The sequence below is a fragment of the Streptomyces sp. NPDC046831 genome, from assembly GCF_040645305.1.
GTDB lineage: Bacteria > Actinomycetota > Actinomycetes > Streptomycetales > Streptomycetaceae > Streptomyces.
This window is the reverse complement of the sequence record NZ_JBEYXZ010000009.1, coordinates 137,719-163,537: the sequence shown is the minus strand read 5'-3', so window position 1 is coordinate 163,537 and position 25,819 is coordinate 137,719. Positions and strand designations below refer to the sequence as shown.

The following is a 25,819-nucleotide window of genomic DNA, read 5'->3' as shown; positions in this document are numbered from 1 at the left end:
CGCCCTACACGGCCATCAGCGGCACGCCCCGGCGCCATTTGAGCATCTTGTCGAAGCTCACCACCGCGCCGCCCCGCCCCGGCTTGGTGCCGATCTGGACGTGGTCGGCGAGCTCCTGGATCAGGCACAGGCCGCGGCCGTGCTCCGCCTCGGTGTGCGCGGCGCGGAACGGGGTGCGCCGCCCGGCCGGCGGGAAACCGGGTCCGGCGTCGGCCACCTCGATGCGGCACTTCTCCCCGTCGAGGTAGGCGGTGACGCGGTACCCCTCCGAGCAGCCGTCGCGGCCCCCGTGCTCGACGGCGTTCGCGCAGGCCTCGCTCAGGGCCAGGGACAGGTCGAACGAGACGTCGGGGTCGACTCCCGCGGTCTCCATCGTGCCGAGGAGGAGCCGCCGGGCGAGCGGGACGCTCGCAGCGTCGCGCCGCAGATGGAGTGACCACCAGATGCTCATGCTCCAGCCTCCCGGCCGCGGCTCGCCATACCGTTACCTATTGCCGCCCGTGCCCGGCGGTAAGCACGGCGTCGTCGCGCCCCGGCCCGATCGGCGGACGCGGCGGGAGCCGGAGTGGGTGTATGCGCAGGCCCCGGCCCGGAGGGTGACTTTCCGGTCGTTCCGCCGGCCTCTTCCGGGCCTGCCGCACGGCGGGTCGGGGGCCGGTGGGATGATGAACCCGCCATGTCTGCTCCCCGCCCGCGCACGGCGCGTTCCGGAAGCGATCTCCGGGTCCTGCGGGCCGCGGTGTTCGCCGCGGTCTGCGTCGTGCTGGCCGCGGCCGGGCACGCGCTGGCGTCCTGTGCCACGGTGCCGCTGTGGACCGTGGGCGCCGCCTTCCTGGGGGCGCTCGTCGTCGTGGCGCCGCTCGCCGGGCGCGAGCGGTCCCTGCCGGGCATCGCGGCCCTGCTCGCGGTGGGCCAGATCGTGCTCCACACGCTGTTCGGACTGGGGCAGCACGGCGCGACGGCCATGGCGTCCGGCGGGACGTCCCCGCAGGCGACGGGCCCGGCCGGATCGGCCGGGGCCGCGGGAGGCCTGCACGGCATGAGCGACGCCTCGCTCGTCGAGCAGGCGGCGCGGCTCGTGTGCGGCACCACCGCCGCGGCGATCAGTCCCGCGCAGGCCTACCGGATTCTCTCCGACGCGCACGTCCACGCGGCCGCGGTCCCGCCCGGGGGCACGCGGGCGCAGCACGCGGACGCCCTGTCCGCGGCCGGGGCACCGGCCTCCCTGCTGCCGTCGCTGCCCATGCTGCTGGGCCACGTCCTGGCCGCGATCGCCGCGGGCTGGCTCCTGCGCCGCGGCGACCTGGCCCTGCTGCGGCTGATCCGGCTGTCGGCGCACGGAGTCGCCGAGACCGCGCTCGTACGGTCGCTGCGCGCGGCGCTCGCCCTGGTGCGCGCCCTGTGCGCCGGGCTGCCGGCCGGGCCACCGGCCGGCCCCCGCCTCTGGCCCGCCGCCCACTGCGCGCCCCCGCTGCTGCGCGGCACCGCGCTGCAGCACACGGTCGTCCGGCGCGGCCCGCCGGCTGCCGGCGCACTCGTCCTCGCTGCCTGACGCGACGCGACCACCACCGAGCGGGGTTCCGCCTGAGGGAGGCCGTCGCCGTCCGGCACGCGCGCGTGCACGACCACCGCCACCGGCCCACCGCAGTCCCCGGGGTGGCCCGTGATGCCGCCGGTCCCGAGGCGTCCGCCGTACCCGCGGCATCCTCGGTCGCCGCGGTCCGGTCGGTCGCCGCGGCCCCCGGGCTGCCCGCAGTCCTGTCGGTCGCCGACGGCGGCGACGGGACCGTGGCCGCGGCCGTCACCGTGGTCCCGTCGGTCTCCGGCCCGGCACGACCGCCGCTGTGACCTGCGGATCGCCTCACCGGCCGGCGTCCCGGCCCCGCGCACGCGTCCCTCACCACCGGAACCACTCGAAGCGGAGTACCCCCCTGCCATGAACGTTTCTCGTCTCGCTGCCGCCGGCGCCGTCGCCGGCTCGGCCGTCCTCGCCGTGTCCGCCCCCGCGTTCGCCCATGTCAGCGTGCAGCCGGAGACCACCCCCGCCAAGGGCGGCTACACGGTCGTCGACTTCAAGGTGCCCAACGAGCGCGACAACGCCTCCACCACCAAGGTCGAGGTCAACTTCCCGACCGACCACCCGCTGGCCTCGGTCATGCCGGAGGCGGTCGAGGGCTGGAAGATCGAGGTCACCAAGTCGAAGCTCGCCAAGCCGCTGGAGATGCACGGCGAGAAGATCTCCGAGGCCGTCAGCAAGGTGACCTGGACCGCCGAGGACAAGGGCATCCAGCCCGGCTACTTCCAGAAGTTCCCCGTCTCCCTGGGCGCGCTGCCCGAGGACACCGACGAGCTCGTCTTCAAGGCGCTGCAGACGTACTCCGACAAGGAGGTCGTCCGCTGGATCGAGGTGCAGCAGGACGGCCAGGAGGAGCCCGACAACCCGGCGCCCGTCCTCGAGCTCGCCGCCGCCGCGGACGACGAACACCACGGCTCGCCGGCCGAGGACACCGGCGACGACGCCCAGGCCGCCGCGCAGAAGACCGCCGCCGACTCCGGCTCCGGGGACGGCAGTGACACCACCGCCCGCGTCCTCGGTGTCGTGGGCATCGTCGTCGGCGCGGCGGGCGTGGCGTACGGCGTGTTCGCCGGCCGTCGCCGCACCACCGTCTGACCCGCTCCCCGCCCACCGCGCCGGGGTCGTGCGACCCTTGCCTACGACCCCGGCGCGCGCCGGAATCCTCACCTCTGGGACCTTCTCCATGCGCAACAAGACGTTCGCCGCGGCCGCGCTCCTCGCCGCCGCCACCCTGACCCTCACCGCCTGCGGCAGCGGCGACGACAGCAGCAAGCCGGTCGCGGCGGTGTCCGAGGACACCGCGCGGAAGTCCGCGACCGTCCTCGACAAGCCCTTCGAGAAGCCGGACCTGGTGCTCACCGACACCCAGGGCCGCAAGTACGACCTCCGCAAGGAGACCGCGGGCCGGCCGACGCTGGTCTACTTCGGCTACACCCACTGCCCCGACGTCTGCCCGCTGACGATGAGCAACATCGCGGTCGCCAAGAAGGCGCTGCCCAGGGCCGAGCAGGACAGGCTGCGGGTGGTGTTCGTCACCACCGACCCGGCCCGCGACACCCCGGCCGAGCTCGGCAGGTGGCTCAAGGGCATCGACCCGCAGTTCGTCGGTCTGACCGGTGACTTCGCGGCCGTCCAGGCCGGTGCCCGCACCCTCGGCATCTCCGTCGAGCCGTCGACGAAGGACAAGGACGGCAAGGCCGTCTCGGTGCACGGGACCCAGGTCATCGCGTTCTCGCCGAAGACCGACGCCGGGTACGTCCTGTACGGGGAGGACGCCACCGTCGACGACTACACCAGGGACCTGCCCAAGCTCGTCCAGGGACGGAACCCGTGAGGCGGACGGCACCGGCCGCCCTGCTGGCCGTGGCCCTGGCCGCCGGGCTCCTGGCGGGCTGCGGCGGTTCCGGGTCCGGGGACGTGAACGCCCGGCTGGCGGTCAGCTCCGCCTACATGCCGCAGCCGGTCTCCGCCTCGATGGCGGCCGGCTTCCTGACGATCGTCAACGACGGCGGAGCGAAGGACGAGCTGACGTCGGTCACCAGCGACATAGCGGGCGACGTCACCGTGCACGAGACGGTCGGGGGGGCGATGCGGGAGGTCCAGCGCCTCACCGTCCCCGCCCACGGCCGGCTGGTGCTCGCAAGCGGCGGCAACCACCTGATGTTCGAGGACCTGAAGCGGCGGCCCCGGCAGGGCCAGACCGTCGCCGTCGAACTGCACTTCGCCGCGTCCGGCCCGGTCACGGTCGAGATGCCGGTGAAGCCCGCCACGTACACCCCCGCGACCGGCCACTGAGGGAGGGACCACCGTGACGCCGACCACCGCCCCCCGCGTCCGGACGCTGGTGCTGCTGTTGCTGGCCGTCACCGGCGCACTCCTCGCGGGTGCCGGACCGGCCTCCGCGCACGCCGCGCTGACCGGCAGCGACCCCCAGCAGGGGGTGGTGGTCGACCAGGCCCCCGCCCAGGTGTCGCTGACCTTCTCCGAGAAGGTCGCACTGAACGACGACTCGCTGCGCGTGCTCGACCCGCGCGGTCAGCGCGTCGACACCGGCACGCCGTCCGAGACCGGCGGGACCACCTACGCCGTGCGTCTGCGCGACGGACTGCCGGACGGCACCTACACCGTCGCCTACCAGGTCGTCTCGGCCGACAGCCACCCCGTCGCCGGCGCCTACACCTTCTCCGTCGGCGCCCCGTCCGCCACCTCCGCCGCGGTCGGCGAGCAGACCGCGGGCGGCGGGGCCGTCGGCCTGCTGTACGGGCTCGGCCGGTATGTGTCGTACGCCGGCTTCGTCGTCCTGGCCGGCGGCGCCGCCTTCGTGCTGGCCTGCTGGCCGCGCGGATCGGGGGTGCGCGCCGTGCAGCGGCTCGTCGCCTCCGGCTGGGTCGCGCTCACCGCCGCCACGCTGGCCCTGCTGCTCCTGCGCGGCTCGTACACCACCTCCGGCAGGATCGCCGACGTCTTCGACCTGGACCTCCTCGGCGAGGTCCTCCAGACCAAGACGGGCGCGGCCCTGGTCTCCCGGCTGCTGCTGCTGGCCGCTGCGGCGCTGTTCGTGGCGGTCCTGTTCGGCGCGTACGACAAGCGGGAGGAAGAGGAGAAGGGCGACCTGTCCTTCGGTCTCACGATCGGCGGAGTGGTCGTCGCGGCCGGGCTGGCGGCGAGCTGGGCGACGGCCGAACACGCCTCCACCGGTCTCCAGCCCGGGCTCGCGATGCCGGTCGACGTGGTGCACCTGCTCGCGGTCGCCGCGTGGCTCGGCGGACTGGCCGCCCTGCTCGTCGCGCTGTACCGGGCTCCCGCGTCGGCCCGGGTCGAGACCTCCGCCGTGCGCCGCTTCTCCCGCGTCGCCTTCGGGTCCGTCCTCGCCCTGGTCGCCACGGGTGCCTACCAGTCGTGGCGGCAGGCCGGCTCGTGGTCCGCGCTCACCGGGACCCGCTACGGCCAGCTGCTGCTGGTCAAGATCGGGCTCGTGGTGGTGCTGGTCGGCATCGCCTGGACCTCGCGGCGGTGGACGGGACGGCTGGCGGAGACGGCCGCCGCCCCGGCCGCCGCGGGACGGCCCGCGCGGGCGACGGCTGTCACGTCCACCGCGGGACGGCCGGCGGAATCGGCGGCGGTCACGGCCCCGGCGGACGCGGCTGCGGTCACGGCCCCGGCCCCGGCCGAGGACCCGGCGACGGCAGGCGAGAAGGCGGGCCAGAAGGCACCGGCGGGCGTCGGGGACACCGCAGTCGTCCCCGAGGGCGGCGCGGGCGGGACCGCTCCGGCGTCCGCCGATCCCCGGCGGACCGCCCAGCTCGCCCGGCAGCGGGCCGCCGTGAACGCCGCACGGCAGAAACGCCTGCGGGACGCCGACCCGCTCCGCTTCGGGCTGCGCCGCTCCGTGCTCATGGAGGCCGGCGTGGCCGTCGTGCTGCTCGCCGTCACCACCGTGCTCACGCAGACCGAGCCGGGGCGCACGGAGGAGGAGGCCAAGGCCGCGGCGACCGCGGCGGCGTCCTCGTCGTCGGGAGGCGCCGTGACGCTGGACATGCCGTTCGACACCGGCGGCCCGGACGGCAAGGGCGTCGTCCGCATCGACCTCGACCCCGCGCGCGTGGGCGGCAACGAGATGCACGTCTACGTGGAGCGGCCGAACGGCCGGGGCTTCGACGTCCCCGAGGTGAAGATCGCCTTCACCCTGACCACCAAGAAGGTCGGACCGCTGCCGGTGGTCCCCGACCACATCACCACCGGGCACTGGGCGGCAAGCGGGGTGCAGATCCCGATGGCCGGCGACTGGGAGGTCGCCGTGACCGTGCGGACCTCCGCCATCGACCAGGTGACCGTCACCAAGAACGCGCAGATCGGCTGAACCCCCATGCCTGACCAGTCCACCTCCCAGGCCACGCCTCAGCACCCCTCCCCCGCGGCGGCCGCCCGCGGGCACGGCGCTGCGGGTGACGCCACGGCCGGGGAGGGCATCTCGCGACGGCGGCTGCTCGGCACCGCCGGTGCCACCGGGCTCGTCCTCGGTGCGGCGGGCGGGGCCGTGGGACACGCGGCGGCGCCCTCGGCGGCCGTGCCGCTCACCTCGCTGGGCTCGGACCGGGCGATGTTTCACGGGAAACATCAGCCCGGCATCACCGATCCCCTCCAGGCCCGCGGCCACCTCGTCGCCTTCGATCTGGTGGCGGGCGCGGGCCGCAAGGAGGCGGCGGCCCTGCTGCGCCGCTGGTCGGCGGCGGCGGAGCGGCTGATGGCGGGCGAGGCCGCCCCGCACGACGACACGGACGTCGCCCGGGACGCCGGCCCGTCGTCGCTGACGATCACCCTCGGCTTCGGCCACGGCTTCTTCGACCGGACCGGCCTCGGCAAGCAGCGGCCGGCCGCCCTCGACCCGCTGCCCGACTTCTCCTCCGACCGGCTCGACAAGGCGCGCAGCGACGGCGACCTGTGGGTGCAGATCGGCGCGAACGACGCACTGGTCGCCTTCCACGCACTGCGCACCCTGCAGAAGGAGGCCGGTTCGGCGGCCCGCGTGCGCTGGCAGATGAACGGCTTCAACCGCTCCCCGGGCGCCACCGCGCACCCGATGACGACCCGCAACCTCATGGGCCAGATCGACGGCACACGCAATCCGAAGCCGGCCGACGCCGACTTCGACCGGCGCGTCTTCGTCCCCGACGACGGAGAGCCGGCGTGGATGGCGGGCGGCTCCTATGTCGTCGTCCGCCGGATCCGCATGCTCCTGGACGACTGGGAGAAGCTGCCGAGGGCGGAGCAGGAAGCCGTCATCGGGCGGCGCAAGTCCGACGGCGCGCCGCTGAGCGGGGGCGGCGAGACGACGGAGATGGACCTGGAGAGGACGGGGAAGGACGGCAGGGTGGTCGTCCCGCTCAACGCCCACGCGCGGATCACCCGTCCTGACCAGAACGGGGGCGCGGCGATGCTCCGCCGCCCGTTCTCCTACCACGACGGTTTCGACGCGGACGGCGTGCCGGACGCGGGCCTGCTGTTCGTCTGCTGGCAGGCGGACCCGCTGCGCGGCTTCGTGCCGGTCCAGCGCAAGCTGGACCGCGGCGACGCGCTCTCGCCGTACATCCGGCACGAGGCGAGCGGGCTGTTCGCGGTGCCGGGCGGGGCGGCGCAGGGGGAGTACGTGGGGCAGCGGCTGCTGGAGGGCTGAGGGGCGCCCGGGGTCGACCTTCCGGGGTGGGCTCCGCCCGGACGGCCGCCCCGCGCCGCCGTCGGCCCATTAGGGTGAGGTCATGCCAGCGAGTTACGCGTATCTCGGCCCCGAGGGCACCTTCACCGAAGTCGCCCTGCGCACGCTCCCCGAGACGGCCACCCGGGAACTCGTCCCGTATGTGTCGGTGCAGTCCGCGCTGGACGCGGTACGCGGCGGTGACGCGGAGGCGGCCTTCGTGCCGATCGAGAACTCCGTCGAGGGCGGCATCACCACCACGCTCGACGAGCTGGTCGCGGGCGAGCCGCTGATGATCTACCGCGAGGTGCTGCTGTCGATCACCTTCGCGCTCCTGGTCCGGCCCGGTACGAAGCTGTCGGACATCAAGACGGTGACCGCCCACCCCGCCGCCCAGCCGCAGGTGCGCAACTGGCTGAGGGCGAACCTCCCCGACGCCGTGTGGGAGTCGGCCGCGTCCAACGCGGACGGCGCCCGCCTGGTGCAGGAGGGCCGTTACGACGCCGCCTTCGCCGGCGAGTTCGCCGCCGCCCGCTACGGCCTGGAGGCCCTGGAGACGGGGATCCACGACGCGGAGAACGCGCAGACGCGGTTCGTCCTGGTCGGCCGGCCCGCGCGGCCCGCCGCTCCGACCGGCGCGGACAAGACGTCCGTGGTGCTGTGGCAGCGCGACGACCACCCCGGCGGGCTGCGCGACCTGCTCGGTGAGTTCGCGACGCGGGGCATCAACCTGATGCTGCTGCAGTCCCGTCCCACGGGCGCCGGCATCGGCAACTACTGCTTCTGCGTCGACGCCGAGGGCCACATCAGCGACCGCCGGATGGCCGAGGCCCTCATGGGGCTCCGGCGCATCTGCCTCCAGGTGCGCTTCCTGGGCTCCTACCCGCGCGCGGACGCCGGGGTGGCGGACGTGCGCCCGCCCCTGCCCGGCACCTCCGACGCGGAGTTCGCGGCGGCCGCCGACTGGGTGGCGCGCTGCCAGGACGGCCGGTTCTAGGCCAGGACCGCCCCGCGGTGCGTGCGGCTGCCCGGCCGGCCCCGCAGTCCCGCCTGCCCGGCCCGAGCGACACGATTCCGGCCGGCGCGGCATGCATTCCTTTGTCCACAGACGTTATCCACAGGTGGGCTTCTCGACCTGGGGACAAGTCGACATCAAAAGCCCCTCCGATCGACAAATCGCCTCACGTCCCGCCGGGCGGGCTACTGCCGCACGCATCACCCTTCGTCCCTGCGATTCCAGCAATTCATCTTTTGGGGGGACGTCCATGCACCCAAAAGTGGGGCGAGACCTGCGGCGGACCGCACATTTCTTCGCCGCTCGGACACTTCTGGAATGATCAATTCCGACATCCACAGACCTTGCACACAGCCTGTGGATAACTTCTCCGCCGCACACTTCCCTGTGGAAGACCGAGTGACCAAGTACCGGGCGGAGCAAGGGAATCGAGCCGGCCGGCCATGCGCGGCCCGTCCCGTTCCGGACCGCGGCCACCGAATGCCGGCACGAACCGGAACGAGCCCACGACGGCGGGTGGCACGCGGCCCGGAATACCGGGTCGTGAGCCGGAACGCCGCACCGGTAGCCTTGACCGCGTGATTGACCTTCGCCTGCTCCGTGAGGACCCCGACCGTGTGCGCGCGTCACAGCGCGCCCGTGGAGAGGACGTCGCGCTCGTCGACGCCCTCCTGTCTGCCGACGAGCGGCGCAGGTCGTCCGGCGTCCGCTTCGACGAGCTGCGCGCCGAGCAGAAGTCGCTCGGCAAGCTCATCCCCAAGGCCACCGGGGACGAGAAGCCGGCGCTGCTGGAGAAGGCCGGCCGGCTCGCCGCCGACGTCAAGGCGGCCGACGCCGAGCGCGACGCGGCCGACGCCGAGACCAGGGAACTCCTCCTCCAGCTCGGCAACCTCGTGCACCCCGACGTCCCCGTCGGCGGCGAGGAGGACTTCGTCACGCTGGAGACGCACGGGACCATCCGCGACTTCGCGGCCGAGGGCTTCGAGCCCAAGGACCACCTGGAGCTCGGCCAGACGCTCGGCGCGATCGACGTCGAGCGCGGCGCCAAGGTCTCCGGCTCGCGGTTCTACTTCCTCACCGGCGTCGGCGCCCTGCTGGAACTGGCCCTGGTGAACGCGGCGATCGCCCGGGCCACCGCTGCCGGCTTCACGCCCATGCTGACCCCGGCGCTGGTCCGCCCGCAGTCGATGGCCGGCACCGGCTTCCTCGGCCAGGCGGCCCAGGACGTCTACCACCTGGAAAAGGACGACCTCTATCTGGTCGGCACGTCCGAGGTGCCGCTCGCCGCGTACCACATGGACGAGATCATCGACGCCGACCGGCTGCCGCTGCGCTACGCGGGCTTCTCGCCGTGCTTCCGCCGCGAGGCCGGCTCGCACGGCAAGGACACCCGCGGCATCTTCCGCGTGCACCAGTTCGACAAGGTCGAGATGTTCTCCTACGTCGTCCCCGAGGAGTCGCAGGAGGAGCACCGCCGGCTGCTGGAGTGGGAGAAGGAGTGGCTGACCGCGCTGGAGCTGCCGTTCCGGGTCATCGACGTCGCCTCGGGTGACCTCGGCGCCTCCGCGTCGCGCAAGTTCGACTGCGAGGCCTGGATCCCGACCCAGGGCAAGTACCGCGAGCTGACCTCGACCTCGGACTGCGCCGAGTTCCAGTCCCGCCGCCTGCACATCCGCATGCGCGACGGCAAGCAGGTCCGTCCGCTGGCGACGCTCAACGGCACCCTCTGCGCGGTCCCGCGCACGATCGTCGCGCTGCTGGAGAACCACCAGCAGGCCGACGGTTCGGTGCGGGTGCCGGAGGTGCTCCGTCCCTACCTCGGCGGCCGGGAGGTCCTGGAGCCGGTGGCCAAGTGACACCCACCGCTCCGGCGTTCCCGTACCAGCTCATCGCGACCGACCTCGACGGGACGCTGCTGCGCTCCGACGAGTCGATAGCGCAGCGCACGCGTGAGGCGCTCGCCGCGGCCACCGCGGCGGGCGCGGCGCACATCGTGGTCACCGGCCGCGCGGTCCCCTGGACGCGGCACATCCTCGACGACCTCGGCTACCAGGGCCTCGCGGTGTGCGGCCAGGGCGCGCAGGTCTACCACGCCGGCGAGAACCGCCTGCTGACGTCGGTGACGCTGGACCGGCAGCTGGCCGGTGTGGCCCTGGCGAAGATCGAGGCGGAGGTCGGCCCGCTGTACCTGGCCGCGAGCCGTGACGGCCTGGACGGCGAGGTGCTGGTCGGTCCCGGTTACGCCGTCTCCGGCGCGCTGCCCTCCGTGCCGTTCACGGACGTCTCCGACCTGTGGAGCGCCCCGCTGAACAAGGTCTACATCCAGCACCCCACGCTCACGGACGACGAACTCGCCGATGTCGCCCGCCGGACGGCGGGCGGTTTCGTCACCGTCGCCATGGCCGGCGAGGGCATCGTCGAACTGCTCCCGCTCGGCCTGTCCAAGGCCACGGGTCTGTCCCTGGCGGCCCGCCGCCTGGGCATGAAGCCCGCCGACACCCTTGCCTTCGGGGACATGCCCAACGACATCCCGATGTTCGCCTGGGCGGCCCGGGGCGTGGCCATGGCCAACGCTCATCAGGAACTGAAGGCGGTCGCCGACGAGGTCACGGCCTCGAACGACGAGGACGGCATCGCGGTGGTGCTGGAACGCCTGCTGGGCTGAGGCCGCCGCGAGGCCGGTCGTCTGCGGGCCCCACGTCCGGCCGACCGCCCGCGGTCCGGCCTGTGCGGCCTCGGTCCGCACAGGCGCATGACGTCCCGGCCGGGATACGGGCGCAGCCGTGCCCCGACCTGCGACCGGCGGGTCGCAGTGACGTCTCTCGCGGAGGATGCGCGGATCGAACGCGCGCGGGCTCGCACCCGACCACGGCTCAGCAAGCCGGTGCCTTGCCTCTCGGCCAATCCTCCGGGTGGGCGGCCCACGCGACAGCGCATCAGCCGTCGCGTGCTCGAAGCGGCCGCCCCGGGCAGTTCCCCGTGCGGGGCGGGCTCGACGGAGTGGTGGTTACTCCGGAGCCTGCCGCGGACTGCCCTGTCGGGAGCGGGGCGTACTGCCGTGCGGTGGCATCCCCGGCTCCTCTCCCGGAACGTGGCGCCGGCCCGGCCGGCGTCGTGAACACCACCACTGTGCCCGCGCCGCCGTACGGCCCGCCACCGATTTACCGGTGGGCCGCCGTCCGGGCCCCGGCCGCCGCCGCCCGCGGGCGCATCCCGCTGGGCAACGGACCGGCCGGCGACGGGGAGGAGCGCGCACGCCCGCACGAGCCGGCCGGAGGCGTCACTCCTCCCCGGCCAGCGTCAGGGAGCGCAGCTTCTGCCCGGCGTACCAGGTGGCGAGCCCCGTGACCGCCGCCAGCAGCACCGTCGCCGTGGTCAGCCCGACGTCGGAGGTGACCAGGTCACCGCCGGCGACCTGGTGGGCCACGGCCAGCGACCACTGCTGGACGCTCAGCGTGCGCGCGCCGGGGACCAGGGATCCGAACAGCGCCTCCCAGACGAGCGCGTAGACCAGGCCGAGGACCACCGCGTGCCGGGACACCGTGCCGAGGAGCAGGAAGAGCGCCGCGTAGGCGATGGAGGCGACCAGCGCCGCGACCGTGTAGGCGACCGCGATCTGCTGTCCGTTGCCGTTGAGGATCAGCCCCGCGACGAGCGTGGGAACGGCCGAGAACACCATCGTCACCGCGATCGCCACGATGAGCTTGGTGAAGATGATCGTCGGCCGCTTCAGCGGCTTCGACAGCAGGTACACCACCGAGCCGTCGTCGATCTCCGGCCCGATGGCGCCGGTGCCGGCGATGACTCCGATGATGGGCACCATCGTGGCCAGCGCGAGCCCGCCGAGGACGTCCACGGCCGTCTGGTCGTCGGCGCCGGCGAGGGCGCGCACGGCCACGGCGATGACGATCAGCAGCAGCGGCAGGGCGCCGAGGATGAGGGCCCGGCGGCGGCCGAGCAGGGCCCGGTAGGTGAGCCGGGCGACTGTGGGGTCGTACATCTTTCGGCCTCCTACGCCGCGACCAGGTACGAGAAGACGGACTCGAGGGACTCGTCGGAGGGCGAGACCGTGTGCAGCCGGATGCCGTGGTCCCTGGCGACCCTCGGCAGCAGCGTGGTGAAGCGGCCGAAGTCGACGGCCTGGACACGCAGCGCGCCCTCGGCGACGTCGACCTCGATGCCGGACGTCGAGGGGTCCGCGATCAGCGCGGCGGCGAGCGCGCGGTCGTCGCTGGACCGCACCAGGTAGCGGTGCGGACGGTCGGTCATCAGCCGGCGGATCCTGCGGAAGTCGCCGCTGGCCGCGTGCCGTCCGGCGACGACCACCTCGATGTGCCGGGCGAGCTGTTCGACCTCTTCGAGGATGTGGGAGGAGAACAGCACCGTGCGGCCCTCGTCGCCCATGCGCCGCAGCAGGTCCATCAGCTGCATGCGCTGGCGCGGGTCCATGCCGTTGAAGGGTTCGTCGAGCAGCAGGAGCGAGGGCTCGTGGACCAGGGCGGACGCCATCTTCACACGCTGGCGCATGCCCTTGGAGTACGTGGCGATCTTCCGGTCCTGCGCGTACTCCATCTCGACGGTGGCCAGCGCCCGCTGGGCCGCCTTGGCGCCCAGCCCGTGCAGCTCGGCGTTGGCCACGACGAACTCGCGGCCCGTGAGGAAGTCGTACATCGCCTCCCGCTCGGGGACGACGCCGATGTGCCGGTAGATCCCCTCGTTGCGCCACACCGGCTGCCCGTCGAGCGTGATGGAGCCCGTGGAGGGGGCGAGAAAGCCGCCCATCATGTTGATCAGCGTGGACTTCCCGGCGCCGTTGGGGCCGAGCAGGCCGGTGACGCCGGGGCCGATCGTCATGGTGATGTCGTTGACGGCGACCACGTTGCCGAACCAGCGGGAGACGTGGTCGATGCTGAGGGTCGTCACAGTCCCACCTTCTTGTAGCGGCGCATCAGGAGGCCGTGGCTCGCGGCGACGAGTCCGAGGACGGCGAGGACGTAGACGACGCCCTCGGCACGGGAGGGCCCGGCCCCCGTTCCGCCGGGGAAGCTGGAGGTCGCGCCCAGGAAGGCGGTCTGCACCCCGTCGATGAGGGTGATGGGCGAGAACAGGCCGATCCAGGCGACGGCGCCGGTGCTCCCCTGCGAGACGGCGATGGCCTGGAGCGTGGAGACCGCGCCGTAGGAGATGGTCAGCACCGCGATGACGGCGGCGATGCCGAAGCCGCGGCGCGGCGTGACGGCGGCGATGACCAGGCCGATGCCGGCGAAGAGCAGTGACAGCAGTGCCACGGAGACCAGTGACTGGGCGAATCCCTCGGTCTGCGCGGCGAAGTCCAGCTTGGCCAGCAGCGCGCCCGCGTACAGCACGAGCAGCGGCGCGGCGGTCAGCGCGAACAGCGCCGAGGCCAGCGCCGCGTACTTGGCGCGGACGTAGTCGGCGGTCTCGATGGGCCGCGAGAAGTACAGCGGCACGGTCCTGAAGCGCAGGTCCCGCGAGACGGACTGGGGTGCCTGCGAGGCGACGTACAGGCTGATGACGCCCTGCATGATGATGGCGTAGCGGGTGTAGTCGACCGGCAGGTCCTTCATCTTCGTGGCGACGGCCACGGCCACCATGACGGCGGCGGGCACGCACATGACCACGAACAGCAGCATCGGCAGCACCTTGGACTTCAGGGAGCGGCCGAGGCCGTAGGCGCCGCGCAGGGACTGCGAGTACAGCGAGCGGCGGGCGTAGGCCCGGCCCAGGCGGGGGCCGTCGTAGCCCCGGTAGCCGATGTTGTGGATGCGGGTCTGGTCGCCCGGTGTCGCCGTGGGCTGCTCAACCGCCATGGCCGACCGCCTCCTTCCGCTGGGCGCCGTGCTGTTCGTCGTCCCGGAAGACCTCCGAGATGTGGTGGCGGCGCTGCTCCATGCGCACCAGGCCGAGGCCGAGGTCCGCGATGACGTCCCGCACCAGGTCGTACGTCTCCTCGTCCTGCGCGGTCAGGAGCAGGACATGGCCCGCGCCCGGCAGTCCGGTGCCGTCCTGGGTCTGCACCCCGCGCGCGTGGAGCGCCTCCCGCACGGCGCGGGTGCCGTCCGGGTGCTCGTCGCTGTCGGTGACCTCGACCGCGAGGGTGGTCGTGATCTGGGTGAAGTCGGTGGTGGAGCTGGAGCGCAGGAGCTTGCCGCCGTCGATGACGACGACGTGGTCGCAGGTGCGTTCGAGTTCGCCGAGCAGGTGAGAGGTGACCAGGACGGAGATGCCGAAGTCGGTGTGGATGCGGCGGATCAGGCCGAGCATCTCGTCGCGGCCGACCGGGTCGAGGCCGTTGGTCGGCTCGTCGAGGAAGACGAGCTGCGGGTCGTGCACCAGGGCCTGGGCCAGCTTCACCCGCTGCTTCATGCCGGTCGAGTAGCCGCCGATGGGACGGTACCGCTCCTCGTAGAGACCGACGTGGCGCAGCGTGTCGGCGGTGCGTTCGCGCGCGGCGGTCGCGGGCAGCCCCGACATGCGCGCCATGTGGACGACGAACTCGGTGGCCGAGACGTCGGGCGGCAGGCAGTCGTGCTCCGGCATGTAGCCGACGCGCTCGCGGATGGCGGCGCCCTCGGTGGCGACGTCGAGACCGAGCACCTCGGCGCGGCCCTCGGACGCGGGGGACAGACCCAGCAGGATCTTGATCAGTGTGGACTTGCCGGCTCCGTTGGCGCCGACCAGCCCCGTCACACCGGGTCCGACGTCCACGGAGAGCCGGTCAAGCGCGGTCACCCGTGGGTACCGCTTGCTCAGGCTTTCGGTCGCGATCACAGTCACACCCCGACGGTAGTGACACCCGCCACGCCGGTCGTCAGACCCCAGAGCCGTCTTGGTGTCAGACTCCAGTCGTACGGGTACGTAGGGGTCCCCCTGAGGTCTCACGCCATCAGCGGTCTCCCCGGGGTGCGCAGGGCACTGTTGACGGTCCGTCTAACGACTGCCACAGTCGCCGGGGGCGAGCTGAGGGGAGTGACGGTGATCGACGACGCGCGGGAGCGCCGGGTGCACGCCGACGGGGTCGAGCTTGCCGTGGCCGAACTGGGCGACCCGGCCCGGCCGACGGTCCTCCTCGTGCACGGCTACCCGGACAGCAAGGAGGTCTGGTCCGAGGTGGCCGTCCGCCTCGCCGACCGCTTCCACGTCGTGCTGTACGACGTGCGGGGCCACGGCCGGTCCACGGCCCCGCGGCCCCTGCGCGGCGGCTTCACCCTGGACAAGCTCACGGACGACTTCCTGGCGGTCGCCGACGCGGTGAGCCCCGGGCGGCCCGTGCACCTGGTCGGGCACGACTGGGGCTCGGTACAGTCCTGGGAGTTCGTCACCGTGGGGCGCACCGAGGGCCGCATCGCCTCCTTCACCTCGCTCTCCGGGCCCTCGCTCGACCACTTCGGCCACTGGATCGGCCGGCGGATGAGGCGGCCCACCCCGCGCCGGATCGGCCAGCTCCTCGCCCAGGGCGCGAAGTCCTGGTACGTGTACCTGCTGCACACGCCGCTCCTGCCCGAGCTGGCCTGGCGGGGCCCGCTCGGCAGGCGCTGGCCGGCGATCCTGCGGCGGGCCGAGAAGCTGCCCGGCGGCGACTACCCGACCTCGTCGCTGCCCCGCGACGCCGCGCACGGCGCCTGGCTCTACCGGGACAACGTCCGGCCCCGGCTGCGCCGGCCCCGCGCGGACGCCTACGCACACGCACCCGTGCAGCTCATCACGCCCCTCGATGACCCGTTCCTGTCGGAGCGGCTGTACGACGGGCTGGAGGAGTGGGCGCCGCGGCTGGTGCGCCGGACGCTCCCGGCCGGGCACTGGGTGCCGCGAACCCGCCCGGACCTGCTGGCGACCTGGATCGCGGAGTTCGTGACGGCCACCGAGGAGGGCCGTCCCGCGCCGCGGCCCGGCGGGAGGCACGCCGACCGCTTCAGCGGGCAGCTCGTGCTGGTCACCGGGGCGGGCAGTGGCATCGGGCGGGCGACGGCGCTCGCGTTCGCCGAGGCCGGCACGCGCGTGGTGGCCGTCGACCGGAACGCGGAGGCCGCGGCCCGCACCGCCGAGTCGTGCCGAGCGGCCGGCGCGCGGGAGGCGTGGGCGGAGACGGCCGACGTCTCCGACGAGAAGGCGATGGAGCAGCTCGCCGAGCGGGTGGCCACCGAGTACGGCGTCGTGGACGTGCTGGTGAACAGCGCGGGCGTCGGCCTGTCCGGCGCCTTCCTCGACACCACCCCCGAGGACTGGCGCCAGGTCCTCGACGTCAACCTGTGGGGCGTCATCCACAGCTGCCGGCTGTTCGGACGGCGGATGGCCGAGCGCGGGCAGGGCGGCCACATCGTCAACATCGCCTCCGCCGCGGCGTACCACCCCTGGAAGGCTTTGCCCGCCTACAGCACCTCCAAGGCGGCCGTGCTGATGCTCAGCGAGTGCCTGCGCGCCGAGCTGGCCGGACGGGGGATCGGCGTCACGGCGGTGTGCCCCGGCTTCGTCGCCACCGGCATCACGTCGACGGCGCGGTTCGCGGGCGTCGACGCCGCGGAGGAGAGGCGGCGGCAGCAGCGTGTCACCCGCCTGTACGGGCTGCGCGGCTACCCGCCGGAGAGGGTCGCCGCCGCGATCGTGCGGGCGGTGGTCCGTGACGAGGCGGTGGTCCCGGTCACCCCGGAGGCCCGGGCCCTCCACGCGGTGTCCCGCTGGGCTCCCGGCCTGGCGCGGCGGATCGCGCGGGTGGAGCCCCGGCTGTGAGGAGCTCCGGCTGTGGAGAGCTCCGGCTGTGAAGCCTCCGCGGACCGTGCCATCCGGCCGCTGCCCCCGTCGAACGGCCTGACCCGAGGGTCCCTGACACAGAGGCCACTTGCCTGACACAGGGGCCACTTGTCCACAATCTCGCGCCTCAGCCTGTGGAAAACCATGCCGGGCTGTGGATCAAACCTGTTCGTCGATCTCTTCTGCGTGATCCGCGTCTCTCGCGGCATCCTTGGGGGATGGACGAAAGACGCACGGTGAAGGTGTCCAAGTTCCTCTCCAGGCACCTGCGCCACCAGCCGGACCGGATCGGGCTGACCCTGGACGAGGGCGGCTGGGTCGCCGTCGACACACTGATCACGGCAGCGGCGGCTCACGGCTTTCCCTTCTCCCGCGAGGAACTCGACCGCGTGGTCGCCACCAACGACAAGCGGCGCTTCGCGATCGAAGGCGACCGCATCCGGGCCAGCCAGGGCCACAGCGTCGAGGTCGACCTCGGCCTGCCACCGGTGGTCCCGCCGCCGCACCTCTACCACGGGACCGTGGCCAGCGCCCTGGCCGCCATCCGCGCCGAGGGACTGAGGCCGATGAACCGCCACGACGTGCACCTGTCCGCGGACCGCGAGACCGCGACACGCGTCGGTGCCCGCCGCGGCCGCCCGGTCGTGCTCTCGGTGGACGCCGCCGCCATGCACCGCGACGGCCATGTCTTCCACGTCAGCGCCAACGGGGTGTGGCTGACCAGGAGCGTCCCGCCCGCATACCTCCGGTTCCCCGATCCCCGCTGATGCCGGCCGGCGTTCCTCCGGCGTGGCCGCCCGAGGCATCGCTCCGAGTGCGAGCCCTCCCGCCCGACCCCGGCACTTGTTCTCCGCACCGCGCGACTGAGCGGCCGGTGCGCCGTTGTTTCACGTGAAACGCGCGGGCCATGGAGCCCGGGCCGTTGCGCAAGGCGCTTCTTTCAGGACCCAGGACCGCCGCCGCGTGCGGCGCGGGTGCGCGCGGCCGCGCCGGGGGCGTCAGCTCACCGACCGACGACAGCGCGGCGGCGACTGTGCGTGCCGGGGGGCCGTGACGCCGGGCTGATCCGCGCGACAGGGCCTATAGGCTCGGAGGCATGAGTCTGCGCCTGAGCACCGTGATCCTCCCCTACCGCCGCTGGCACGAGGGCGGCCGCTCGGCCTGGACACGCGCCGAAGAGCTCGGCTTCCACGCCGCCTACACCTACGACCACCTGTCCTGGCGCACCTTCCGGGACGGCCCGTGGTTCGGTGCCGTTCCCACCCTGACCGCCGCGGCGGCCGCGACCGAGCGCCTGCGCCTGGGCACGCTGGTCACCTCGCCGAACTTCCGGCACCCGGTCACCCTCGCCAAGGAACTGATCTCCCTCGACGACGTCTCCGGAGGGCGGATCACGCTCGGTGTCGGCGCGGGCGGCACCGGCTTCGACGCCACCGCGCTCGGACAGGAGCCCTGGACTCCGCGGGAGCGGGCCGACCGGTTCGCCGAGTTCGTCGCGCTGCTCGACCGGCTGCTGACCGAGGACGACGTGTCGTACGCGGGCGAGTTCTACTCGGCGCACGAGGCGCGCAACATTCCCGGCTGCGTCCAGCGCCCCCGGCTGCCGTTCGCCGTGGCGGCCACCGGGCCGCGCGGGCTGCGGCTCGCCGCACGGTACGGGCAGGCCTGGGTGACCACCGGTGACCCGCGGCTGTTCGAGGACGGCACTCCGGAACAGTCGGTCCAGGCCCTGCGCGGTCAGACCCGGAAGCTGGCCGACGCCTGCGCGGCGAGCGGACGGGACGTCGCCGAGCTGGACAAGATCCTGCTCACCGGTTTCACCCCCGACCGCGGGCGGCCGCTGGAATCCCTGGACGCGTTCGTGGACTTCGCGGGCCGCCACCAGGAACTGGGCTTCACCGAGATCGTGCTCCACTGGCCGATCCCGGACTCGGACTTCGCGGCGGACCAGAAGGTGTTCGAGCGCATCGCCCTGGAGGCGCCCGCGCAGCTGGCGTGAGCCGGCCCGGCCCCTTGGGGGGCGGTGGCACCGGCGGCCTGGCCCCGCCATGGGAGCGGCCACGGCGCCGCCGCCCCTCCGAAGCCGGGACATGGTGTGACACGACGTGACGTGACGTCCGCAACGTCTCAGCTGTGCGGAGTTCCGCACGCCCGTGCGGGCATGTGCGGGACAATGACCGGGTGACCTCAGCGACTCGACAGCCCGAGCCCCCGGCAGCGCCCCCGCTCGCGACTTCGCCCGAACAGGGAGGTGCCCCCATCGTCCGGCCGCGGCTGATCGCCACCGACCTCGACGGAACCCTGCTGCGCGACGACAAGTCCGTCTCACCCCGCACGGTCGCCGCCCTCGCCGCCGCCGAGGAGGCGGGCATCGAGGTCTTCTTCGTCACCGGCCGCCCGGCCCGCTGGATGGACGTCGTCAGTGACCACGTCCACGGTCATGGCCTGGCGATCTGCGGCAACGGCGCGGCCGTGGTCGACCTGCACGGCGGCCCCGGCGCCCACCGCTTCGTCAAGGTGCGGGACCTGGCACGGGAGAACGCGGTGGAAGCGGTCGGGCTGCTGCGCGACGCGGCGCCGGGCACGGTCTACGCGGTGGAGCAGACGTACGGCTTCTACCAGGAGCCGGCGTACCCCAAGCTGCACATGGAGACACCCGACACGCTCGCACCCGCCGAGGAGCTGCTGGCGCCGGACGGGGTGGGCTCGGACCAGCCGATCCTGAAGATCCTCGCCTACCACCCCGAACTGGACCCGGACGCCTTCCTCACCCTCGGCCGGCTGGCCGTCGGGGAGCGCGCCACCATCACCCGGTCCAGCCCGAGCGCGCTGCTGGAGATCAGCGGCCCGGGCGTCTCCAAGGCCAGCACGCTGGCCCTGTGCTGTGCCGAGCGCGGCATCTCGCACGAGGAGGTCGTCGCCTTCGGGGACATGCCGAACGACGTCGAGATGCTGACCTGGGCCGGCCGCTCCTACGCGATGGGCAACGCGCATCCCGCCGTGGTCGCCGCGGCGTCCGGGCGGACCGTCGCCAACAACGACGACGGGGTAGCGGTGGTCATCGAGCGCCTCATCGGCGACCGGCTGTAGCGGCAGCCGGCTCCACAGTCCCACCGCCGGCCCGCGGACGGGCGGCTATCCCACATGGACGCCGCGGGCTGCCAGCCACCGCAGCGGGTCCACCGCGGAACCGGTGCACTCGCCGGTGCCCACCTCGAAGTGCAGGTGCGGGCCGGTGGAGTTCCCGGTGCTGCCGGACTGGCCGACCCACTGGCCGCTCGTCACCCGCTCACCCCGCTCGACGGCGACGGAGGCGAGGTGGGCGTACCGCGTGAACGAGCCGTCCGGGTGCCGGAGGACGACCTGGATGCCGAAGGCACCCCCGCAGGCCACCCTCACCACCCGGCCCGGGCCGACTGCCCGCACCGGCGTGCCGATCGGCACCGCGAAGTCCTGCCCGGTGTGCCGGTGCGCCCACCGTCTCCCCCGGTTGCCGAACCCGGCGGAGAGCACGTACGTCTCCACCGGCGCGACCCAGCCCCGCGGGGAGTGCGACGGCGCCCGGCCCAGCCGCACGGCGTGACGGCACCTGCCCGCCGCGACCGAGGCGTCCGCCTGGCGCTGCAGCCGCCACCGCGCCCTCTCCAGCCTCTGCCGGAATCCCTTCCCGAGCTCGGTGGGGCGGACGGTGCGGTGCTCCAGCGCCTCCAAGGCCCGCAGCGCCCTGGCCTCCTCCGCGGTGAGCCGTGGCTCGGTCCGGCGGCTGCTGCGGACCGTCTGGACGCCGCCCGCCTGACGCGCGGCCCGCCGGAGTCGCGCCGAGTCCTCCGCGTCGTCCGTGAGCGGCCGCTGCACGCTGAGCGGCAGTCCCCCTCCGGCGCGGTACCGGGCGCGCGCGATCCGGCCCAGGTCCTCCCGCAGGCCGACGACCCGCCCGCGCTCGCGGTCGCGGAGTTCGTCGATGCGGCGGGCCCGCTGCCGCTGCTCCGCCGCATCACGACGGCCCGCCTCGTAGCGCCGCGCGGTCACGGCGGCCTCCTCGTGGAGCCGCGCCGGCTGTGCCCCGGTGCCGCTGCCACGGCCGTGAGCGCCGGCGGGCCCCGCGGCCGGGAAGGTGAGTACCCACAGCAGCGCGATCAGCAGGCACCGACAGCGAAGTGAGTGCATGCCGGTGATCCTGACCCCCGTGGCGGGCGACGGCGGCGTCGGCGCGTCGGGCCGGGGCGGTAATCGCCCCGGATGGCTCAGGTTCGACGCCCGGCCCCCGCGACGCGAAGCCGCCGCCTCCTGCGCACAACCCCGACCACGAGACGCGAGACCGCCGGGCGCCTCATGCGCAGCACCGGGACCCCGCAGACGCGAGGCCACCGCCTCCCAGCGCACAACCCCGACCACGAGACGCGAGGCCGCCATGCGCCCCATGCGCAGAACCCGCACCCCGCAGGCACGAGGCCACCACGCGCCCTACGCGCAGAACCCGGACCACGCAGACGCGAGGCCGCCATGCGCCTTGTACGCAAAGCGGCCTGGAGGCCGTGACGGCGGCCGGGGCACGCGTCGCACGGGTCCAGGCCCGGACCGCCGACCGGCTCGCCGGCGCGTGGTCAATGCTGGAGGCGGCCCGCCAGGACGACGGCACCGTACGGGCTCTGTCCTGCGTGACAGAGCCCGTCACGCTGTCACAGCCGCGATGGGACCTACCGGTGTGGGGCCCCACGGAGCCCGTGCCCGTCTGGAGGCCGCGCCCACGCTGGCCGATGACGAGCCGGCCCAGATCGTCGCGGACCTTCGCGACAGCGAGACCGCCTCCTCGCCGTGTCGGTCGCCCTCCTGGCCCTGACGTTGGTCCTGCGCCCCCGCCGGATCCCGCCCGCGGACCGGGCAGGCGCGGGGCCACCGTGCGGCTCCCGCGCGGAGCCCGGACCGCGCAGGTGCGGGGCAGCCGTGCACCTCCCCGCGCAGAACTACCACCCCCTAGACGCGAGGCAGCCCACCGCGCCTCCCTGCGCAAACACCGACCCCAAGGCACGGGGCCCACCGTGCGCCTCCCGCACGGGCCCGCCCCCGTCGCCGCGAGGCCGCCTGCCGCCTTCCCGCGCGCGGTGGTCGGACCGGCCTGCCCGCAGGGGGCGTCGCCCGATCCTGCCGGTCGCCTCCGGCGCGGGCCGGGCTACCGGGCCCCGGCGAGCAGGTCCGTCTCCGCCTCGCGTTCGACCATCGTGCGCAGCGGCCCGGGCTCGGCGGCCAGCTCCGCGTACGCGCCGCGCTGCACCACGCGGCCCTCGTCCAGCACGATCACCTCGTCGACGGCCTCGACACCCGCCAGCCGGTGCGTGATGAGCAGCGTCGTACGGCCCTCGGTGGCGGCCAGGAGGTCCGTGGTGAGCGCGTCGGCGGTGGGCAGGTCGAGGTGCTCGGCGGGTTCGTCGAGGACCAGGACCGGGAAGTCCGCCAGCAGCGCGCGGGCCAGCGCCAGCCGCTGCCGCTGCCCGCCGGACAGCCGGGCGCCGTGCTCGCCGACGAGCGTGTCGAGCCCGTCGGGCAGGCTGTCGGCCCAGTCGAGCAACCGGGCCCGCGCGAGCGCGTCGCGCAGCTCGGCTTCGCTCGCGTCCTTCCTGGCGAGCAGCAGGTTCTCGCGCACGGAACTGTCGAAGAGGTGCGCGTCCTGGGCGCACAGCCCGACCAGCCGGCGGACGTCGTCGCCGTCGAGGGCGGACGCGTCGACACCGCCGAGCGTGTACGTCCCGGCCCGCGTGTCGAGGAACCGCAGGAGCACCTGCGCGAGGGTCGTCTTGCCCGAGCCCGACGGCCCCACCACGGCGATCCGGCGGCCCCGCTCCAGGGTCAGCCGGAGCCCGGTGAGCGCGTCCCGGTCCTGTCCGGCGTACCCGGCCGTCAGGTCCTGCACGACGAGCGGGAACGGCGAGGCCGGCGCCTGCCGGGGCCGCTGCGGCTCCCGGACGGGCTCCGGCGCGTCCAGCACCTCCTGGACGCGCTCGGCGCTGCGGCGCACGCGCTGCCGGTACTGCACGGCGAGCGGCAGCCCGAGGACGGCCTCGAAGGAGGCCAGTGGGGTCAGCACGACGACGGCCATCACCACGCCGGCCAGGCGCCCGTCGGCGACCGCGCGGGCGCCGGCGGCAGCGGCCGCCGCGAGGGTCAGCCCCGAGACCAGCACGGTCAGCCCGGCACCGAGCGCGGTGGCGGTGGCGGCGCGGGAGGCGATCCGGGTCAGCGCGGAGTCGGTCCGCCTGATCTCGGCGGTACGGGCGGGCAGCGCGCCGGCGACCGTCAGTTCGGCGGTCCCCGTCAGCAGGTCGGTCACGCGCGTCGCGAGCACGCCCCGCGCCGGGGCGAGCCGGCGCTCGGCACGCCGGGCCACCGCCCCCGAGACCAGCGGGACGCCGGCCCCGGCCGCGAGGAGGCCGGCGGCGAGCACCGCGCCGGCCTCGGGCAGCAGCCAGGCCGTGAAGGCCACGGAGGCGGCGGACACGACCAGCGCCGCTCCGGCGGGCAGCAGCCAGCGCAGCCAGTAGTCCTGCAACGCGTCCACGTCGGCGACCAGCCGGGTCAGCAGGTCGCCCCGTCGTGCGCGGCGCAGCCCGGCGGGCGCCAGCCGTTCCAGCCGCCGGTAGACGGCCACCCGTGTGTCGGCGAGCATCCGCAGCACCGCGTCGTGCGACACCAGCCGCTCCGCGTACCGGAAGACGGCACGCCCGATGCCGAAGGCCCGCGTCGCCGTGACGGCCACCATCAGGTACAGCACGGGCGGCTGCTGCGAGGCACGCGAGATGAGCCACCCGGAGGTGGCCATCAGCCCGACGGCGCTGCCGAGCGCCAGGCTGCCGAGCAGCAGCGCGCCCGTGAGCCTCCCCTGCCGGGGGCCGGACATCGCGCGGACCCGAGCCAGCGCCCGAGGCCTCCGCCCGCGCCCGCGAAGGGGCGGGGCTCCGGCCGACCGGCCCCGTGCCTGCTCCCGGCCGTCCACGGCCGGGAGCGCGGCGGTGCCGTCGTCCGCCGCCGCACGAGCCACCGTCGCGTCCCCGGCCGCGGGCTGCTCACCGCTTCGCGGGTCCGTGCTCGTCGGACCGTGGGCCGCACCTGACCGGGACGGAAGCGGGGCCGGTTCCAGCCGGACCACGCGGTCCGCGATGTCGAGCAGCGCCGGCCGGTGCACCACCAGCAGCACCGTCCGCCCGGCGGCGAGCCGCCGCACCGCCTGCACGACCTCGGCCTCGGTGCCGCCGTCCAGCGCCGCCGTCGGCTCGTCGAGCAGCAGCACGGGCCGGTCGGCGAGGAAGGCCCGGGCGAGCGCGAGCCGCTGCCGCTGCCCGGCGGACAGCCCGGCCCCGTCCTCGCCGAGCACGGTGTCCAGGCCGTCGGGCAGGGCGTCCACGAACGCCAGCGCACCCGCGTCGGCCAGGGCCCGCCGTACGGCGGCGGTGTCCGCCGCGGGCCGCGCGAGCCGCACGTTCTCGGCGATCGTGCCCGCGTACAGGTGCGGCCGCTGGGGCACCCACGCGATGCGCGACCGCCACTTCCCGAGGTCGAGGCCGGCGAGATCCGCCTCCCCGACGCGGACCCGGCCTCCGGTGGGGCGGACGAACCCCAGCAGCACGTGCAGCAGCGTCGACTTTCCCGCGCCGCTCGGCCCGACGAGAGCCACCGTCTCCCCGGGCCGGACGGCGAAGGAGACGTCCCGCACGGCGTCGGCGGTCCGGCTGGGGTAGCGGACAGTGACGTCCTCGAAGGACAGCGCGCCCGGCGGGACGGCGCCGGTGCCCGTCAGGGGCACCGGCGTCTCCAGCACGGCGAAGATCTCCTCGGCCGCCGCCAGGCCCTCCGCCGCCGCGTGGTACTGCGCGCCCACCTGCCGCAGGGGGAGATAGGCCTCGGGGGCGAGGACGAGGATGACCAGCCCGATGTACAGGTCCATCTCGCCGGCGACGAGCCGCATCCCGATGGTCACGGCGACGAGGGCGACGGACAGCGTGGCCAGCAGCTCCAGCGCGAAGGACGACAGGAAGGCGATCCGCAGGGTCCGCATCGTGGCCCGCCGGTACTCGGCGGTGATGCGGCGGATCGACTCGGCCTGAGCCTTGGCCCGGCCGAACACCTTCAGGGTCGGCAGCCCCGCGACCACGTCCAGGAAGTGCCCGGACAGCCGGGAGAGCAATCGCCACTGGCGGTCCGTCCGGGACTGCGTGGCCCAGCCGATCAGCACCATGAAGACCGGGATGAGCGGCAGTGTGACGACGATGAGGGCCGCCGAGACCCAGTCCTCCGTGACGATCCGGGCCAGAACCGCCGCCGGGACGACCACCGCGAGCCCCAGCTGCGGCAGATAGCGCGAGAAGTAGTCGTCGAGGGCGTCGACCCCGCGCGTGGCCAGCGCGACCAGCGAGCCGGTCCGCTGCCCGCCGAGCCACCCGGGACCGAGTGACGCCGCCCGGTCCAGCAGTCGCGCGCGCAGCTCCGACTTCACGGACGCGCTTGCCCGGTGCGCGGCCAGCTCGGTGAGCCAGGCCACCAGCGCCCGGCCACCGGCGACGGCCACCAGCAACAGCAGGGGACTACGCAGCCCGGCGACCGGCGTGCCGTGCTGAAAGGCGCCCACCACCACCTCGGCGACGAGCATCGCCTGCGCGATGACCAGCCCGGCACCGAGGGCGCCGAGGCCGACGACCGCCACCAGGAAGAAACGCGTGGCGCGAGCGAACCGCAGGAGGCGGGGATCAATCGGTTTCACGTGAAACAAGCCCTTCGC

The 25,819-nt window shown here is 74.2% G+C and carries 20 protein-coding genes and 1 tRNA gene; 13 read left to right on the top strand and 8 right to left on the bottom strand.

All coding sequences use genetic code 11. From position 1 onward, the window contains the following. Positions 1-4 precede the first annotated feature (4 nt). A complete protein-coding gene (locus tag ABZ920_RS11440) occupies positions 5-451 on the bottom strand; it encodes an ATP-binding protein (protein WP_361501829.1) in 447 nt (148 codons plus the stop codon). 225 nt (positions 452-676) lie between these two features. On the opposite strand from ABZ920_RS11440, the gene ABZ920_RS11435 reads away from it, so the two are divergent. The 9 genes from ABZ920_RS11435 to ABZ920_RS11395 all read left to right on the top strand — a co-directional run bounded on the left by ABZ920_RS11435 (position 677) and on the right by ABZ920_RS11395 (position 10,948). Continuing rightward, positions 677-1,552, top strand: coding sequence for a hypothetical protein (locus tag ABZ920_RS11435; protein WP_361501826.1), 876 nt, complete (start codon positions 677-679; stop codon positions 1,550-1,552). A 384-nt stretch (positions 1,553-1,936) separates the two neighbouring features. Beyond that, positions 1,937-2,671 carry a YcnI family protein gene (locus ABZ920_RS11430; protein ID WP_361501823.1) on the top strand — a complete coding sequence of 245 codons (735 nt, stop codon included), beginning with the start codon at positions 1,937-1,939 and terminating at the stop codon, positions 2,669-2,671. A gap of 88 nt (positions 2,672-2,759) precedes the next feature. Next, entirely contained in the window at positions 2,760-3,410 is a 651-nt protein-coding gene (locus ABZ920_RS11425; RefSeq protein WP_361501820.1) for an SCO family protein, read from the top strand. Beyond that, positions 3,407-3,871, top strand: coding sequence for a copper chaperone PCu(A)C (locus ABZ920_RS11420; protein WP_361501818.1), 465 nt, complete (start codon positions 3,407-3,409; stop codon positions 3,869-3,871). Before ABZ920_RS11425 ends, ABZ920_RS11420 begins: the two co-directional genes overlap by 4 nt. A gap of 13 nt (positions 3,872-3,884) precedes the next feature. Continuing rightward, a complete protein-coding gene (locus tag ABZ920_RS11415) occupies positions 3,885-5,936 on the top strand; it encodes a copper resistance protein CopC (RefSeq protein ID WP_361501815.1) in 2,052 nt (683 codons plus the stop codon). Between the two features lie 6 nt (positions 5,937-5,942). Beyond that, positions 5,943-7,250 carry an iron uptake transporter deferrochelatase/peroxidase subunit gene (gene efeB / locus ABZ920_RS11410; RefSeq protein ID WP_361501812.1) on the top strand — a complete coding sequence of 436 codons (1,308 nt, stop codon included), beginning with the start codon at positions 5,943-5,945 and terminating at the stop codon, positions 7,248-7,250. Between the two features lie 82 nt (positions 7,251-7,332). Next, positions 7,333-8,265: a prephenate dehydratase gene (pheA, locus tag ABZ920_RS11405; protein ID WP_361501809.1), complete on the top strand. Its 933-nt coding sequence runs from the start codon at positions 7,333-7,335 to the stop codon at positions 8,263-8,265. A 596-nt stretch (positions 8,266-8,861) separates the two neighbouring features. After that, positions 8,862-10,139 carry a serine--tRNA ligase gene (serS, locus tag ABZ920_RS11400; RefSeq protein WP_361501806.1) on the top strand — a complete coding sequence of 426 codons (1,278 nt, stop codon included), beginning with the start codon at positions 8,862-8,864 and terminating at the stop codon, positions 10,137-10,139. Further along, positions 10,136-10,948: an HAD family hydrolase gene (locus ABZ920_RS11395; protein WP_361501803.1), complete on the top strand. Its 813-nt coding sequence runs from the start codon at positions 10,136-10,138 to the stop codon at positions 10,946-10,948. Before serS ends, ABZ920_RS11395 begins: the two co-directional genes overlap by 4 nt. Positions 10,949-11,108: 160 nt before the next feature. On the opposite strand, the gene ABZ920_RS11390 is transcribed toward ABZ920_RS11395, so the two are convergent. The 5 genes from ABZ920_RS11390 to ABZ920_RS11370 form a co-directional block, all read right to left on the bottom strand. Beyond that, positions 11,109-11,193 (bottom strand) — tRNA-Ser (locus tag ABZ920_RS11390). A gap of 370 nt (positions 11,194-11,563) precedes the next feature. Beyond that, complete coding sequence (locus tag ABZ920_RS11385; RefSeq protein ID WP_361501800.1) at positions 11,564-12,283, bottom strand: ABC transporter permease; 720 nt, start codon at positions 12,281-12,283, stop codon at positions 11,564-11,566. A gap of 11 nt (positions 12,284-12,294) precedes the next feature. Further along, on the bottom strand, positions 12,295-13,206 hold the full coding sequence (locus ABZ920_RS11380) for an ABC transporter ATP-binding protein (RefSeq protein WP_361501797.1): 912 nt from the start codon (positions 13,204-13,206) through the stop codon (positions 12,295-12,297). Then, positions 13,203-14,114 carry an ABC transporter permease gene (locus ABZ920_RS11375; protein WP_361501794.1) on the bottom strand — a complete coding sequence of 304 codons (912 nt, stop codon included), beginning with the start codon at positions 14,112-14,114 and terminating at the stop codon, positions 13,203-13,205. Before ABZ920_RS11375 ends, ABZ920_RS11380 begins: the two co-directional genes overlap by 4 nt. Beyond that, a complete protein-coding gene (locus tag ABZ920_RS11370) occupies positions 14,104-15,075 on the bottom strand; it encodes an ABC transporter ATP-binding protein (protein ID WP_361501892.1) in 972 nt (323 codons plus the stop codon). Before ABZ920_RS11370 ends, ABZ920_RS11375 begins: the two co-directional genes overlap by 11 nt. Positions 15,076-15,273: 198 nt before the next feature. Between ABZ920_RS11370 and ABZ920_RS11365 the strand changes: the two genes are divergently transcribed. From ABZ920_RS11365 to ABZ920_RS11350, 4 genes are all read left to right on the top strand, one after another. Next, positions 15,274-17,031, top strand: a complete 1,758-nt coding sequence (locus ABZ920_RS11365; RefSeq protein ID WP_361501791.1) for an SDR family oxidoreductase — start codon at positions 15,274-15,276, stop codon at positions 17,029-17,031. A gap of 239 nt (positions 17,032-17,270) precedes the next feature. After that, positions 17,271-17,819: an RNA 2'-phosphotransferase gene (locus ABZ920_RS11360; protein ID WP_361501789.1), complete on the top strand. Its 549-nt coding sequence runs from the start codon at positions 17,271-17,273 to the stop codon at positions 17,817-17,819. A gap of 329 nt (positions 17,820-18,148) precedes the next feature. Next, the gene (locus tag ABZ920_RS11355; RefSeq protein WP_361501787.1) at positions 18,149-19,051 is read left to right on the top strand and encodes an LLM class flavin-dependent oxidoreductase; all 903 of its coding nucleotides are present in this window, start codon (positions 18,149-18,151) and stop codon (positions 19,049-19,051) included. A gap of 164 nt (positions 19,052-19,215) precedes the next feature. Continuing rightward, positions 19,216-20,142 carry an HAD hydrolase family protein gene (locus tag ABZ920_RS11350; protein WP_361501784.1) on the top strand — a complete coding sequence of 309 codons (927 nt, stop codon included), beginning with the start codon at positions 19,216-19,218 and terminating at the stop codon, positions 20,140-20,142. 45 nt (positions 20,143-20,187) lie between these two features. On the opposite strand, the gene ABZ920_RS11345 is transcribed toward ABZ920_RS11350, so the two are convergent. Next, complete coding sequence (locus tag ABZ920_RS11345) at positions 20,188-21,219, bottom strand: M23 family metallopeptidase (RefSeq protein ID WP_361501781.1); 1,032 nt, start codon at positions 21,217-21,219, stop codon at positions 20,188-20,190. A 1,003-nt stretch (positions 21,220-22,222) separates the two neighbouring features. Then, the gene (gene cydD / locus ABZ920_RS11340; RefSeq protein ID WP_361501779.1) at positions 22,223-25,801 is read right to left on the bottom strand and encodes a thiol reductant ABC exporter subunit CydD; all 3,579 of its coding nucleotides are present in this window, start codon (positions 25,799-25,801) and stop codon (positions 22,223-22,225) included. Between the last annotated feature and the right edge of the window lie 18 nt (positions 25,802-25,819).

Excerpts from the sequence above, each read along its gene's own strand:
- ABZ920_RS11440 (WP_361501829.1), bottom strand. The coding sequence starts at position 451 with ATGAGCATCTGGTGGTCACTCCATCTGCGGCGCGACGCTGCGAGCGTC.
- ABZ920_RS11435 (WP_361501826.1), top strand. The coding sequence starts at position 677 with ATGTCTGCTCCCCGCCCGCGCACGGCGCGTTCCGGAAGCGATCTCCGG.
- ABZ920_RS11430 (WP_361501823.1), top strand. The coding sequence starts at position 1,937 with ATGAACGTTTCTCGTCTCGCTGCCGCCGGCGCCGTCGCCGGCTCGGCC.
- ABZ920_RS11425 (WP_361501820.1), top strand. The coding sequence starts at position 2,760 with ATGCGCAACAAGACGTTCGCCGCGGCCGCGCTCCTCGCCGCCGCCACC.
- efeB (WP_361501812.1), top strand. The coding sequence starts at position 5,943 with ATGCCTGACCAGTCCACCTCCCAGGCCACGCCTCAGCACCCCTCCCCC.
- pheA (WP_361501809.1), top strand. The coding sequence starts at position 7,333 with ATGCCAGCGAGTTACGCGTATCTCGGCCCCGAGGGCACCTTCACCGAA.
- ABZ920_RS11385 (WP_361501800.1), bottom strand. The coding sequence starts at position 12,283 with ATGTACGACCCCACAGTCGCCCGGCTCACCTACCGGGCCCTGCTCGGC.
- ABZ920_RS11375 (WP_361501794.1), bottom strand. The coding sequence starts at position 14,114 with ATGGCGGTTGAGCAGCCCACGGCGACACCGGGCGACCAGACCCGCATC.
- ABZ920_RS11360 (WP_361501789.1), top strand. The coding sequence starts at position 17,271 with ATGGACGAAAGACGCACGGTGAAGGTGTCCAAGTTCCTCTCCAGGCAC.
- ABZ920_RS11355 (WP_361501787.1), top strand. The coding sequence starts at position 18,149 with ATGAGTCTGCGCCTGAGCACCGTGATCCTCCCCTACCGCCGCTGGCAC.
- ABZ920_RS11345 (WP_361501781.1), bottom strand. The coding sequence starts at position 21,219 with ATGCACTCACTTCGCTGTCGGTGCCTGCTGATCGCGCTGCTGTGGGTA.